This is a genomic window from Aeromicrobium panaciterrae, assembly GCF_039537165.1.
Lineage (GTDB): Bacteria > Actinomycetota > Actinomycetes > Propionibacteriales > Nocardioidaceae > Aeromicrobium > Aeromicrobium panaciterrae.
The window spans coordinates 1,292,649-1,305,381 of record NZ_BAAAZZ010000002.1 but is presented as its reverse complement, the minus strand read 5'-3'; the positions used below and the strand labels follow the sequence as shown (position 1 = coordinate 1,305,381).

Below are 12,733 nucleotides of genomic sequence, written 5' to 3'. Positions count from 1 at the left end.
GGCGTGGCTTATGCCGCCTTGTCGATACTGCCGACCGCGTTGTCGACGGTGTTGTGGATGACCCGGACGATCAGCTCGGGGTCGTCGATCATCGGCACGTGGCCGCAGTGCGGCAGGGCGACGTGATGGGCCTCGGGCAGCCGTTCCTGGGCGATCGCCGACGAGCTGTAGGGCAGGATCAGGTCGCGGGTGCCCCAGGCGATCGTCGTCGGCACCGGGACCTTGAGCTTGAACGCATAGCGGACGCCGGAAAGGATCGTGCGCTCGAATCCGGTGCAGTGCTTCAGGGTCTGGGCGTCGCCGTACACCTCGTCCGCGGTGAACCGCTCGGGGTGCGTGTAGAGCGAGCTGCCCGCGAGCTTGCGGCCCCATGCCTTCTGTGCCACGAAGCGCAGCACGCTGTCGGGCAGCCTGCTGCTGATGCGGAGCATGATCAGCAGCACAAACGTCTGGATCCGGTTGACGACGCCGAAGAAGCCGGCCGGGCTCAGTGCGGTGACCGAGCTGACGACGCCGCGGGCACCGAGCTCGAGGGCGATCGCCCCGCCGAGCGAGTTGCCGACCACGTGCGGCTTGTCGATACCCCACGCCGCGAAGTTGTCGGTGAGGTTGTCGACCGCGTTGGGCATGGTGTAGCCGACGCCCTGCGGATAGGCGGCTGACTCACCGAAGCCGGCCAGGTCGACGGCGATCACGTCGTACGACTCGGCGAGCTGCTCGAACACCGGGTTCCACGCCTGACGGCGGTGGCCGATGCCGTGGATCAGGACGAGCGGTTCGCCGGAACCCTTGCGGGTGTAGGCCAGTTCGGAGTACATGACACTCATGATGGCACATGGCCGTACCGACAGTATGCGACGTGGGTCACTTGAACCGTGACAGTGGAACTGTCACAATCACGCAGTGACTCAATCGACAGGACCCCTTGCCGGCGTACGCGTCGTCGAGCTGGTCGGCATCGGCCCCGGACCGTTCGCCGGAATGCTCCTCGCCGACCTCGGCGCCGACGTGATCCGGGTCGACCGACCTGGCGGCAACGCGCTCCAGGTGTCGGTCCCCGAGAAGGACATCCTCGGTCGCGGTCGTCCGTCGGTGTGCGTCAACCTCAAGGACCCCCGTGGCATCGAGGTGGTCCTCGACCTGGTCGAGAAGGCCGACATCCTCATCGAAGGATTCCGGCCAGGCGTCACCGAGCGACTCGGCCTCGGACCGGACGTGTGCCTCGCCCGCAACCCCCAGCTCGTCTACGGGCGCATGACGGGATGGGGTCAGGACGGGCCACTGGCACATACGGCCGGCCATGACATCAACTACATCTCGGTCGCCGGAGCGCTCGACACGATCGGCCGTGCCGGCGGGCCTCCGCAGATCCCGCTCAACCTGCTGGGCGACTTCGCGGGCGGCTCGATGTACCTCGTCACGGGTGTCCTCGCAGCGCTCACCCACGCCCGTGCGGCCGGAGAGGGTCAGGTCGTGGACGCCGCGATCACCGACGGCGTCGCTCACCTCCTCGCGATGCCGATCGGCATGATGCAGGTCGGCTCGTGGCAGCCCGCGCGCGGCACCAACCTGCTCGACTCCGGGGTGCCGATCTACGACGTGTATGAGACGGCCGACGGCCGCTGGATGTCGGTCGGTGGACTCGAGCCGCAGTTCTGGGCCGCGATGGAGCAGGTGCTGCACGCGGCGGTGCCCGACATCGGTGCCCTGCCCGACCGCTACGAGCCCGCCGAGTGGCCTGCCCTGCGCAAGGCGCTCGTCGAGGCGTTCCGCACCAAGACGCAGGAGGAATGGACGGCGCTGTTCGACGGCACCGACTCGTGCGTCGCGCCCGTCATACCGATCGACGAGGCCGCCCAGCATCCCCACAACGTGGCGCGCGGGACATACGTCGAGCACGAGGGCCTCCTGCAGCCCGCACCCGCTCCACGCTTCTCCCGTACTCCTGCCAACCTCACCACCGCGCCGGTCCGTGCCGGCACCAACACCGCCGAGGCGCTCACCGCCTGGGGCATCGACGACGTCGAATCACTCCTGGCCGACGGCGTCGCCGTCCAGGCCGAATAGAACGAAGGAATCCCATGGAACGCACCATCTTCGAGGCTGACCACGACGCCTTCCGCGACACCGTGCGCGCGTTCTGCGAGAAGGAGATCGCGCCTCACCACGAGCAGTGGGAGAAGGATTCGATCGTCCCCCGTGAGGTCTGGACCAAGGCCGGCGAGCTGGGTCTGCTCGGCTTCATGATGCCGGAGGAGTACGGCGGAGGTGGGATGAACGACTTCCGCTTCAACGCGATCCTCCAGGAGGAGATCACCAAGGTCGGTGGAAGTGGCGTGGGATTCGCGATCCAGACCGACCTGGTCTCGGGCTACCTGCTGAAGTACTGCACCGACGAGCAGAAGGCGCGTTGGTTCCCGAAGTTCTGCAGCGGCGAGATGATCACCGCGATCGCGATGACCGAGCCCGGCACCGGCTCCGACCTGCAGGGCATCCAGACGTCCGCGGTCAAGGACGGCGACGAGTGGGTCATCAACGGCGCCAAGACGTTCATCACCAACGGCATCAACGCCGACCTCGTGATCGTCGTCTGCAAGACCGATCCGGAGGCCGGTGCCCTCGGGTTCTCGTTGATCGTGGTCGAGCGTGGCGCTGAGGGATTCGAGCGCGGACGCAACCTCGACAAGATCGGCCTCAAGGCGCAGGACACCGCCGAGCTGTTCTTCGACAACGTACGAGTGCCGCTCACCAACCTCCTCGGCGAGGAGGGCCAAGGCTTCATCCACCTCATGGACAACCTGCCGCAGGAGCGCATGACGATCTCGGTCGTCGCCGCGGCCGCGTGCCGTCAGGTCATCGACATGACGGTCGACTACGTCAAGGAGCGCAAGGCGTTCGGCAAGCCGATCGGCTCGTTCCAGAACAGCCGCTTCGTGCTCGCCGAGCTCGAGACCGAGCAGCAGATCGCCCAGGTGTTCGTCGACCGCTCGATCATGGAGCTCAACGCCGGCAACCTCACGGTGGCCGACGCGGCGATGGGCAAGTGGTGGACCACCGAGCTGCAGAAGAAGACGGTCGACCAGTGCCTGCAGCTGTTCGGCGGCTACGGCTACATGTCGGAGTACCCCATCTCCAAGGCCTACCTCGACACCCGCATCCAGACGATCTACGGAGGCACGACCGAGATCATGAAGGAGATCATCGGCCGCGGCATGGGCCTCTAGATCTCCACAGCTGGCAGGTCGGTCACTTCCGGCCGTCGGTCGGCCGACCTATCCTGACGTCATGAGCGACGCACAGACCTGGACCACGATCGGCGGCATGTTCACCTTCATGCTGGCGTTCATGGCTGTGGTCGTGCGTCTGTTCAGCTCGACGTTGGATGCCAAGTTCGGTGGCATGGACACGAGGTTCGCCGCTCTGGAGCTCGTGATGACCAATGGCTTCGAGCAGGTGGACAAGCGCTTCGAGCAGGTGGACAAGCGGTTCGAGCAGGTGGACAAGCGGTTCGACCGGCTCGAGGCGCGCGTCGACGCGTTGGATCGAGACGTCCACGCCATCACACGCCGGTTGATGGACGGGCCAGATCCCGCCTAGCTTCGCCGGCGGATCGTCTCTCGCTTGGCCTCGTCGACGGCCGTCTCGTACGCCGTGACGAGCGCCGAGATCGTCAGCGGCTTGAAGCGCTCGATCATGGTCGTGATCGCCTCGGGCGGCTGGCCCGACGACTTCAGGTGCGGCCAGACCGTCGTACGGAACAGCTCCGTCAGCTCGGTCGCCATGGCCTGGCCGTGCTCGGTGATGATGCGCCGCGCTGCCAGTGCCGCCTCGGTCGGCAGACCGACGTCGAGGAACTGGACGCCGACCGCGAGGTGGGCCGGGGCGACCTGGAAGACGTCCTCGACCGGCGTCGGCTCGACGACGCCGAGGGCAACCAGCAGCTCGAGGTCGTCGTCGGTGAGGTCGCGCCCGGTGCGCTTGAGCAGCTCGGGCCGGGTGACCGTCTCCGGCAGGTCCGGCATCCATGGCGCCAACAACGTACGGTGCAGCGCCACCTGCTCCGGAGTCGCATCACCCGGGATGTTCTCGAGATAGCCCTCGATCGCCGACAGCGTGAACCCGTGCGCCTGCAGCTCGCGCACGAGCTCGAGGCGGGCGAGGTGGTCGGGACCGTAGTAGCCGTTGCGCCCTTCACGGCGGGGCGGCGGGATCAGCCCACGGCCGGCGTAGAAGCGGACCGTACGCACCGTCATCCCGACCCGCGACGCGAGCTGCTCGACGCTCAGGGTCTCGACCGGTGCGGGGTTCATGGTCTCGAGCATATGGCGAACCTCACTACGACTGGCGGTTGGTCAATGACAGTGTTGGTGTCACAATCGTTGATACGTCACTGCGTGACGAGTCCGTAACTTTCACTGCGAGGACATTCCATGACTGAGGCATTCGTTTACGACGCCATCCGGACCCCGCGAGGCCGCGGCAAGAAGACCGGCTCGCTCCATGAGGTCAAGCCGATCACGCTGATCACCGGCCTGATCGACGAGATCCAGAAGCGCAATCCCACCCTCGATCCGAACGGTGTCGACGACGTCGTGCTCGGTGTCGTCTCACCGGTCGCCGACCAGGGCGGCGACATCGCCAAGACCGCAGCGCTTGCCGCCGGTCTTCCGGACACCGTCGCAGGCGTGCAGCTCAACCGCTTCTGCGCGTCCGGCCTCGAAGCCGTCAACCAGGCCGCTGGCCGCATCCGCTCGGGCTGGGAAGACCTGATCTTCGCCGGTGGCGTCGAGTCGATGAGCCGTGTGCCGATGGGCTCTGACGGTGGTGCCTGGGCCATGGATCCCCGTACGGCGTTCGACACCTCCTTCGTCCCGCAGGGCATCGGCGCCGATCTCATCGCCACGCTCGAGGGCTACAGCCGCACCGACGTCGACACATTCGCCGCCGAGTCGCAGGCCCGTGCCGCCAAGGCGATCGCCAACGGCTACTTCTCCAAGTCGGTCATCCCGGTCAAGGACGAGAACGGCCTGACGATCCTCGACCACGACGAGTTCGTACGTGAGGGCACGACCGTCGAGAGCCTCGCCGGACTGCCGGCGTCGTTCGCCGCGATCGGTGAGATGGGTGGCTTCGACGCGGTCGCGCTGGAGCAGTACCACGACGTCGAGCGCATCAACCACGTCCACCACGCCGGCAACTCGTCCGGCATCGTCGACGGCGCGGCCCTCGTCGCAATCGGCAGCGAGGCCGCCGGCAAGCGTCACGGACTGACGCCGCGCGCGCGCATCGTGTCCGCCGCCGTGTCGGGCGCCGACCCGACGATCATGCTGACCGGCCCGGCACCGGCCTGCCGCAAGGCACTCGACAAGGCCGGCCTCACGGTCGCCGACATCGACCTGCTGGAGATCAACGAGGCGTTCGCCGCTGTCGCGATGCGTCTGATGAAGGATCTCGACTTCCCGCACGAGAAGACCAACGTCAATGGTGGCGCGATCGCGATGGGTCACCCGCTGGGTGCCACCGGAGCGATGATCCTCGGCACCCTCATCGACGAGCTCGAACGTCGCGACCAGCGCTACGGCCTCGCCACGCTCTGCGTCGGCGGCGGCATGGGCATCGCGACCGTCGTCGAACGAATCTAAGGAATCCACATGACCAGCACCACCGCAGACGCCGTGCGCTACGAAGTCGCCGACGGCATCGTCAACCTGATCCTCGACGACCCCAACCAGAGCGCCAACACGATGAACCCGGCCTACACGTCGGCGATGGCCAACGCCGTCGACAAGCTGGCCAAGGAGATCGCCGACCACCCCGACGAGATCAAGGGCGCGATCATCTCCTCGGCCAAGAAGACGTTCTTCGCCGGCGGTGACCTCAAGCTCATGACGCAGGCCAAGCCTGAGGACGCCGAGGACATCTTCAACAACATCGAAGGAATCAAGGCCACGCTGCGCAAGCTCGAGACGATCGGCAAGCCGGTCGTCGCGGCGATCAACGGCGCTGCCCTCGGCGGCGGCCTCGAGATCGCCCTGGCCTGCCACCACCGCATCGCCGCCGAAGGTCGCTACGAGATCGGCCTTCCGGAGGTCACCCTCGGCCTGCTCCCGGGTGGCGGTGGAGTCACCCGTACTGTCCGCATGCTCGGCATCGCCGACGCGTTGCTCAAGGTCCTCCTCGAGGGTCCGCGCCTGAAGCCGGCGCAGGCCAAGGAGATCGGCCTGATCGACGAGGTCGTCGCGACATCGGACGAGCTCATGCCTGCTGCCAAGGCATGGATCGAGGCCAACACCGGCAACCCCGACGCAGCAGTCAAGCCCTGGGACGCCAAGGGCTACAAGATGCCCGGCGGCACTCCCAAGACACCGGCGTTCGCCGCCAACCTGCCGGCGTTCCCTGCCAACTTGCGCAAGCAGGTCAAGGGTGCTGACTACCGTGCCCCCAAGAACATCCTCAGTGCGGCCATCGAAGGCGCCTCGGTCGACTTCGACACCGCCAGTCGCATCGAGTCGCGCTACCTCGTCGAGCTCGTGGTGGGCCAGCAGTTCAAGAACATGACCCAGGCGTTCTTCTTCGACCTCGGCGCCATCAACGCGGGCGGATCACGTCCCGAGGGCATCGACAAGAAGACGTTCACCAAGGTGGCGGTCCTCGGCGCGGGAATGATGGGCGCCGGAATCGCGTACGTCTCGGCCAAGGCGGGCATGGACGTCGTCCTCAAGGACGTGAACCTCGAGGCTGCGGAGAAGGGCAAGGCCTACAGCGAGAAGCTCCTCGACAAGCAGCTCGAGAAGGGCCGCATCACGCAGGAGGCCAAGGACGCGTTCCTGGCCAAGATCACGCCGACCGCCGACTACGCCGATCTGGCGGGCTGCGACATCGTCGTGGAGGCCGTCTTCGAATCGGTCGAGCTCAAGCACTCGGTGTTCGCCGAGGTCGAGCCGATCGTCAACGATGATGCGCTGCTGGGATCCAACACCTCGACGCTGCCGATCACCGGACTCGCCGAGGGCGTCAAGCGTCCTGAGGACTTCATCGGCATCCACTTCTTCTCGCCGGTTGACAAGATGCCGCTGGTCGAGATCATCGCGGGTGAGAAGACCAACGACGAGACGATCGCCCACGCGCTCGACTACGTCCAGGCGATCAAGAAGACCCCGATCGTCGTCAACGACAGCCGCGGCTTCTTCACCAGCCGCGTCATCGGCCACTTCATCAACGAGGGCCTGGGCATGCTGGGCGAGGGCGTCAACCCGACGTCGATCGACCGTGCGGCCACGCAGTCGGGCTTCCCGACCGGTCCGATCCAGATCAGCGACGAGCTCAACCTCGAGCTGATGAAGAAGATCCGGGTCGCCTCGCAGACGGCCGTCGAGGCCGAGGGTGGCACCTGGGTCCGGACGAAGTCCGAGGACGTCATCGACACGATGATCGAGCTCGGCCGTTCGAGCCGCCTCGTCGGCAAGGGCTTCTTCGACTACGACGAGAACGGCAAGCGTACGGGTCTGTGGCCGGGTCTGGCCGAGAAGTTCCCGGTCGCCGCCGAGCAGCCCGACTTCCAGGACATCAAGGACCGCCTGGTGTTCGTGATGTCGCTCGACACCGTGCGGTGCCTCGAAGAGGGCGTGCTGCGCACCGTCGCCGACGCCAACATCGGCTCGATCTTCGGCATCGGCTTCCCGCCCCTGCTGGGTGGCGCGCTGCAGTACATCAACGGTTATGAGGCGCCCGACGGTCGCATCGGCATCGAGGCTTTCACCGAGCGCGCCCAGGAGCTGGCCGCGAAGTACGGCGAGCGCTTCGAGCCGCCGGCGCTGCTGCTCGACAAGGCCAAGAACGGCGAGAAGTTCGCCTGACCTGAGCTGAAACAGAACGACCCGCGACCCAGCGTCGCGGGTCGTTCCGTCTGCCCGGGCGAGTCCCGAACCAGGCCATGTGACGCAGTCGTCGTGCAAGGGTAGGGAACCCTAAGTTAGGCTGTCCTTTGTTACCTCCCCCGACGAAGGATTTCCTGTGTCCCGATTCAGCCGCCGCGTCGCTGCCGCTCTCAGCGCGCTCCTCCTGGCCAGCACCCTCGCCGCCTGTGGTTCGACCTCCGCAGGCGATGCCGATGCCGGCGAAGGCCCTTGGTCCTTCACGTCCGGCAACGGCGATACGGTCAAGCTGGACAAGACCCCTCAGCGCATCATCGCCAGCGGCGCCGAGGCCGCCGCACTGATCTCGTTCGGTATTCGTCCGGTCGGCCTGTATGCCGTCGGTCCCATCAAGGACGACCCCAACCTCAAGGACCTCGACCTCTCGGGCATCACGATCCTGAGCGAGACCTGGGGCGAGATCGATGTCGAGAAGGCTGCGGCGCTGAAGCCTGATCTGATCGTTGCCGACTGGTGGCCGGCCGAGAACGCATACAGCGGCCTCGAGGGGAGCGTCAAGGCAAGCAGCAAGAAGCTCGCCAAGCTCGCACCGGTCGTGGGAATCGCACAAGGCGACTCGATCGAGGACCTCGTCCGCGGTTACGAAAAGCTCGCGATCTCACTCGGCGCCGACGCTGACGACCCCAAGATCGCCGCCGACAAGAAGGCGTTCGAGGACTCACTCGCCGCGTTCAAGAAGGCAGTCGCGGCCAAGCCAGACCTGAAGGCGCTCGCCGTTTCACCCGCAGATGACCTGCTCTACGTCGCCAACCCGGAGTACGCACCCGAGCTCCTCGACTTCCAGCGCTGGGGCCTTGACGTCATCAACCCCGACAACCCGGACAAGGGCTTCCCCTACTGGGAGAACCTCAGCTGGGAGCACGCCGACAAGTACCAGCCAGACCTCCTGCTGATGGACGGCCGTTCGTACGAGACGGGCGTCAAGACTGGCGAGAAGCAGCCCACGTGGAACTCGATCAAGGCTGCCAAGGCCAGGTCGTACGTCTCGTGGCCCGCCTACTGGATGCACACGTATGGCGAGTACGCCGCGCAGCTCACGCAGCTGACGGCGGCCATCGAGAAGGCCGACGCCGACCTCGCATGAGCGTGCTCGAACGCAGGGTGGCGGTCGAGACCGGGCCTGGGGCGCGCCCCACGGCCGGTCTCGTCGTCGGTCTTGCGGTCCTGGTCGGCATCCTCGCCGTCGTCTGCTTCTTCAGCATCACGCTGGGCGCCCGCGGTGTCGGACCGGCGACGATCGTCAAGGCGTTCATCGACTTCGACGCGTCGTCGGCCTCCGAGACGGTCATCCGTGAGATCCGGGTGCCGCGTACGCTGATCGGCATCCTCGCCGGTGCCGCCCTCGGCCTGAGCGGGACGATCCTCCAGGGCGTCACCCGCAACCCGCTCGCCGATCCGGGGATCATGGGCATCAACTCCGGCGCGGCCGCCTTCATCGTCTTCGGCATCATGGTGCTGGGCACGCAGAGCATCGGCGTCTACATCTGGCTCGCATTCGCCGGTGCCGCGTTCGCCACCGTCGTCGTCTACGGGATCGCGTCGTTCGGCCGGGAGGGTGCGACGCCCGTGAAGCTCGCACTGGCCGGTGCCGCGGTCACGGCGGTCCTCACGTCGGTCACCTCGGCGATCATCATGACCAACGTCGACGCGCTCAACGAGCTGCGGTTCTGGCAGGTCGGCTCGCTGGCAGGACGCTATTTCTCGGTGCTCGCGCAGACCGCGCCCTTCATCGCGGTGGGCATCGTCCTCGCGGTGGGCACCGGCCGCGCCCTCAACGGCCTCGCCCTCGGTGACGACCTGGCCGTCGCACTCGGCCAGCGGGTACGGACGAGCCGCGTCATGATGTTCGTCGTCGTCGCGGTGCTGTGCGGCTCCGCCACGGCAGCCTGCGGCCCGATCGTGTTCGTGGGACTCGTCGTGCCCCACGTCGCTCGTATGCTCTGCGGGCCCGACTACCGCTGGATTCTCCCCTACGCGATGATCCTGACCCCGATCGTGCTGCTCGTCGCCGACATCATCGGCCGCGTCGTCGTGTCTCCCGGCGAGCTGCAGGTCGGTGTCGTGCTGGGCGTGCTCGGCGCCCCTGCCTTCATCGCGCTGGTCCGCTACCGCAACCTGGCGGAGCTGTGATGGCGGAGCTCCTCGACACGCCTCGACGCGTACGTACGGCCAGGTCCCTCCGCAACCGGCGGTCGTACCTCGTGACATCGGGCCTCGCGGTGGTCGCGGGTGCGCTGTTCGTCGTCACGATGATGGTGGGGAGCTTCGCGGTGTCGGCGCCCGACGTCATCGCCTCGGTCCTCCACCTGCGTGACAACCCGTCAGTCGACTTCATCGTCCGCGACCTCCGCCTCCCCACCGCGGTCGCGGGCCTCGCCGTCGGTGTCGCACTCGGCATCTCCGGAACGCTCTTCCAGCGACTGCTGGGCAACCCGCTGGCGTCACCCGACTTCGTCGGGATCTCCTCCGGTGCCAGCTTCTTCGCGGTGTCGGCGATCGTCGTGCTCGACGCGAGCAGCACCGTGATCTCCGGGTCTGCGCTGGTCGGAGCCCTGTTGAGCGCATTCCTGATCTACCTGTTGGCCTGGCGCGACGGGATCACGGGCTACCGCTTCATCTTGATCGGCATCGGCGTCTCGCAGCTGATGCTCTCGCTCATCGGCTACATCGTGTCGCACGCCAGCATCTACGAAGCGCGCGAGGCGATGACCTGGCTGGTGGGCACCGTCGGCCAGGCAGGATCGGGCGAGCTGCGCACGCTGCTCGTCGCGCTGGCGGTCCTGGTCCCGGTCGTCCTCGTCCTCGAGCGACCGCTGCGGGCACTCGAGCTCGGTGACGACACGGCCAAAGCGCTGGGTGCGCGCGTCGAGCTCAGCCGGCTCGGACTGCTCGCCGCATCGATCGTGCTGGTGGGCTTCGCCGTGGCCGTCGCGGGCCCCATCATGTTCGTCGCGCTGATCGCCGGCCCCATCGCGCAGCGACTCGTCGGCCGAGGGGCGGGCGGGATCGTCGCGGCAGGCTGCGTGGGCGCCATCATCACGCTCGGTGCCGACCTGGTGTCGCACCAGCTGCTGCCGGCCGACCTCCCCACAGGTGTCATCACGGGACTCATCGGGGCGCCCTACCTGATCTGGCTCCTCGTCACCGTCAACAAGGAAGGACGTGGCGGATGACCAGTCACGAGCTGCGTGGCAGCAACCTGTCACTCGGATATGCCGAGGTCGATGTCGTACGTGATCTCGACATCGACATCCTCCAAGGCGCCATCACGGTGATCGTCGGGGCCAACGCCTGCGGCAAGTCGACGCTGCTCCGCGGGCTCGCGCGCCTGCTCAAGCCGCGTGGCGGCGAGGTGATCCTCGACGGGAAGTCGGTGCACGACATGCGCAGCATCGACGTCGCCAAGGTGCTCGGACTGCTGCCGCAGTCACCCGTCGCGCCGGACGGCATCACGGTGAGCGACCTGGTCGGCCGCGGTCGCTACCCGCATCAGGGGTGGTTCAGGAAGTGGAGTGCCGAGGACGACGCGGCAGTCGTCGCGGCGCTGGAGGCCACCGGCACCGCCGAGCTCGCAGACCGCAACATCTCGGAGCTGTCAGGTGGTCAGCGCCAACGTGTCTGGGTCGCCATGGCGCTGGCGCAGGACACCGACCTGCTGCTGCTCGACGAGCCGACGACATTCCTCGACATCAACCACCAGGTCGAGCTGCTGGACCTGCTCACCGACCTCAACCGGCTGGCTGGCAAGACGGTCGTGATCGTGCTGCACGACCTCAACCTCGCCTGCCGGTATGCCGACCGGATCGTCGCGATGAAGGCCGGATCGATCATTGCCGAGGGTGCGCCCAACGACGTCGTGACGGCTGAGGTCATCACCGAGGTCTACGGGCTTGACTGCGAAGTGGTGCCCGATCCGGTCAGCGGGACGCCGATGGTCGTGCCCCGAGGCCGCCATCACGCACGCGAGGCCAGCGCATCCCGTGCGCAGTCACCCGCTAGCGTCGGGTCATGACGACTGACACCGAACGATCTGTCGAGCTGGCCCGGACCGGCAAGGCGCGATTCCGGGCGACCAACGTACGAGGTGGGACTCTCGACTTCGGCGAGGGCAACGACACCGACTTCACGCCGGTCGAGCTGTTGCTGGTCGCGATCGCCGGCTGCAGCGCGATCGACGTCGACTACCTCGTCGGCAAGCGGGTCGACCCCGAGACGTTCGACGTGTCGATCCGTGCTGACAAGATCCGCGACGACCTGGGCAACCGGCTCACCGACATCCGACTGACGTTCGACGTGACGTTCCCCGAGGGTGCCGACGGCGATCACGCCCGCGAGATCCTCCCGCGTTCCGTCGCGCAGTCGCACGACCGGATCTGCACCGTGACGCGCACCGTCGTCGTCGGTACACCCGTCGAGTCGGTCGTCGCCGGCTAGGGCGACATCCACGACGGTCGCGGGATGAGGCAGAACGGGTGGCCGGCGGGATCCGCGTAGGTGTTGCCGGCCAGGAGGCGGGCGCCGAGCGCGATGACCTCGCGCCCTGCCCGGGTGACGTCGTCCACCGCGACATCAAGGTGGGCCTGCTGCGGAATGCTCGGGTCCGGCCAGGTGGGAGCGATGTGGTCAGGAGCGAGCTGGAACGCGATCCCGGAGTGCTTGTCGCTCGACGAGACCACGACGAAGTCGCCGCCGTCGTACGTGATCGGTTGACCGAGCAGCGCAGACCAGAACGCCGCCGACCCCTGCGGGTCCGCGGCGTCCAGGATCAGGTGGTGAAGTCGTGCGACCATCCGGCCAGA

General features: G+C 67.0%; 13 protein-coding genes. 10 read left to right on the top strand and 3 right to left on the bottom strand.

Annotated features, from left to right (window positions below; all coding sequences use genetic code 11):
- Nucleotides 1-8: 8 nt before the first annotated feature.
- Nucleotides 9-818: an alpha/beta fold hydrolase gene (locus tag ABD683_RS07170; RefSeq protein WP_344768591.1), complete on the bottom strand. Its 810-nt coding sequence runs from the start codon at nt 816-818 to the stop codon at nt 9-11.
- An 85-nt stretch (nt 819-903) separates the two neighbouring features.
- On the opposite strand from ABD683_RS07170, the gene ABD683_RS07165 reads away from it, so the two are divergent.
- From ABD683_RS07165 to ABD683_RS07155, 3 genes are all read left to right on the top strand, one after another.
- A complete protein-coding gene (locus ABD683_RS07165; protein ID WP_344768590.1) occupies nt 904-2,067 on the top strand; it encodes a CaiB/BaiF CoA transferase family protein in 1,164 nt (387 codons plus the stop codon).
- 14 nt (nt 2,068-2,081) lie between these two features.
- On the top strand, nt 2,082-3,224 hold the full coding sequence (locus ABD683_RS07160) for an acyl-CoA dehydrogenase family protein (RefSeq protein ID WP_344768588.1): 1,143 nt from the start codon (nt 2,082-2,084) through the stop codon (nt 3,222-3,224).
- A 61-nt stretch (nt 3,225-3,285) separates the two neighbouring features.
- Nucleotides 3,286-3,597 (top strand): hypothetical protein, encoded by a 312-nt coding sequence (locus ABD683_RS07155; protein ID WP_344768586.1) that lies wholly within the window; start codon nt 3,286-3,288, stop codon nt 3,595-3,597.
- Here ABD683_RS07155 and ABD683_RS07150 read toward each other — a convergent pair.
- On the bottom strand, nt 3,594-4,310 hold the full coding sequence (locus tag ABD683_RS07150; protein WP_344768584.1) for a MerR family transcriptional regulator: 717 nt from the start codon (nt 4,308-4,310) through the stop codon (nt 3,594-3,596). The two genes, ABD683_RS07155 and ABD683_RS07150, sit on opposite strands and share 4 nt — an antisense overlap.
- 120 nt (nt 4,311-4,430) lie before the next feature.
- Here ABD683_RS07150 and ABD683_RS07145 point away from each other — a divergent pair, with 120 nt between their 5' ends.
- The 7 genes from ABD683_RS07145 to ABD683_RS07115 all read left to right on the top strand — a co-directional run bounded on the left by ABD683_RS07145 (nt 4,431) and on the right by ABD683_RS07115 (nt 12,368).
- On the top strand, nt 4,431-5,642 hold the full coding sequence (locus ABD683_RS07145) for an acetyl-CoA C-acetyltransferase (RefSeq protein WP_344768582.1): 1,212 nt from the start codon (nt 4,431-4,433) through the stop codon (nt 5,640-5,642).
- 9 nt (nt 5,643-5,651) lie between these two features.
- Nucleotides 5,652-7,856 carry a 3-hydroxyacyl-CoA dehydrogenase NAD-binding domain-containing protein gene (locus ABD683_RS07140; RefSeq protein WP_344768580.1) on the top strand — a complete coding sequence of 735 codons (2,205 nt, stop codon included), beginning with the start codon at nt 5,652-5,654 and terminating at the stop codon, nt 7,854-7,856.
- A 157-nt stretch (nt 7,857-8,013) separates the two neighbouring features.
- A complete protein-coding gene (locus ABD683_RS07135; RefSeq protein WP_344768577.1) occupies nt 8,014-9,018 on the top strand; it encodes an ABC transporter substrate-binding protein in 1,005 nt (334 codons plus the stop codon).
- Nucleotides 9,015-10,064 carry a FecCD family ABC transporter permease gene (locus ABD683_RS07130; RefSeq protein WP_344768576.1) on the top strand — a complete coding sequence of 350 codons (1,050 nt, stop codon included), beginning with the start codon at nt 9,015-9,017 and terminating at the stop codon, nt 10,062-10,064. Before ABD683_RS07135 ends, ABD683_RS07130 begins: the two co-directional genes overlap by 4 nt.
- Nucleotides 10,064-11,107, top strand: coding sequence for a FecCD family ABC transporter permease (locus ABD683_RS07125; protein ID WP_344768574.1), 1,044 nt, complete (start codon nt 10,064-10,066; stop codon nt 11,105-11,107). The genes ABD683_RS07130 and ABD683_RS07125 overlap by 1 nt, the downstream gene beginning before the upstream one ends.
- Nucleotides 11,104-11,946 carry an ABC transporter ATP-binding protein gene (locus tag ABD683_RS07120; RefSeq protein ID WP_344768572.1) on the top strand — a complete coding sequence of 281 codons (843 nt, stop codon included), beginning with the start codon at nt 11,104-11,106 and terminating at the stop codon, nt 11,944-11,946. The genes ABD683_RS07125 and ABD683_RS07120 overlap by 4 nt, the downstream gene beginning before the upstream one ends.
- Nucleotides 11,943-12,368: an OsmC family protein gene (locus tag ABD683_RS07115; RefSeq protein ID WP_344768570.1), complete on the top strand. Its 426-nt coding sequence runs from the start codon at nt 11,943-11,945 to the stop codon at nt 12,366-12,368. Before ABD683_RS07120 ends, ABD683_RS07115 begins: the two co-directional genes overlap by 4 nt.
- On the opposite strand, the gene ABD683_RS07110 is transcribed toward ABD683_RS07115, so the two are convergent.
- Nucleotides 12,365-12,724, bottom strand: a complete 360-nt coding sequence (locus tag ABD683_RS07110) for a VOC family protein (RefSeq protein WP_344768568.1) — start codon at nt 12,722-12,724, stop codon at nt 12,365-12,367. The genes ABD683_RS07115 and ABD683_RS07110 overlap by 4 nt on opposite strands.
- Nucleotides 12,725-12,733 lie beyond the last annotated feature (9 nt).

Bases quoted from the DNA above. Each gene is read 5' to 3' on its own strand.
- ABD683_RS07170 (WP_344768591.1), bottom strand. From the start codon at position 818: ATGTACTCCGAACTGGCCTACACCCGCAAGGGTTCCGGCGAACCGCTC.
- ABD683_RS07160 (WP_344768588.1), top strand. From the start codon at position 2,082: ATGGAACGCACCATCTTCGAGGCTGACCACGACGCCTTCCGCGACACC.
- ABD683_RS07155 (WP_344768586.1), top strand. From the start codon at position 3,286: ATGAGCGACGCACAGACCTGGACCACGATCGGCGGCATGTTCACCTTC.
- ABD683_RS07150 (WP_344768584.1), bottom strand. From the start codon at position 4,310: ATGAACCCCGCACCGGTCGAGACCCTGAGCGTCGAGCAGCTCGCGTCG.
- ABD683_RS07145 (WP_344768582.1), top strand. From the start codon at position 4,431: ATGACTGAGGCATTCGTTTACGACGCCATCCGGACCCCGCGAGGCCGC.
- ABD683_RS07140 (WP_344768580.1), top strand. From the start codon at position 5,652: ATGACCAGCACCACCGCAGACGCCGTGCGCTACGAAGTCGCCGACGGC.
- ABD683_RS07130 (WP_344768576.1), top strand. From the start codon at position 9,015: ATGAGCGTGCTCGAACGCAGGGTGGCGGTCGAGACCGGGCCTGGGGCG.
- ABD683_RS07125 (WP_344768574.1), top strand. From the start codon at position 10,064: ATGGCGGAGCTCCTCGACACGCCTCGACGCGTACGTACGGCCAGGTCC.
- ABD683_RS07120 (WP_344768572.1), top strand. From the start codon at position 11,104: ATGACCAGTCACGAGCTGCGTGGCAGCAACCTGTCACTCGGATATGCC.
- ABD683_RS07115 (WP_344768570.1), top strand. From the start codon at position 11,943: ATGACGACTGACACCGAACGATCTGTCGAGCTGGCCCGGACCGGCAAG.
- ABD683_RS07110 (WP_344768568.1), bottom strand. From the start codon at position 12,724: ATGGTCGCACGACTTCACCACCTGATCCTGGACGCCGCGGACCCGCAG.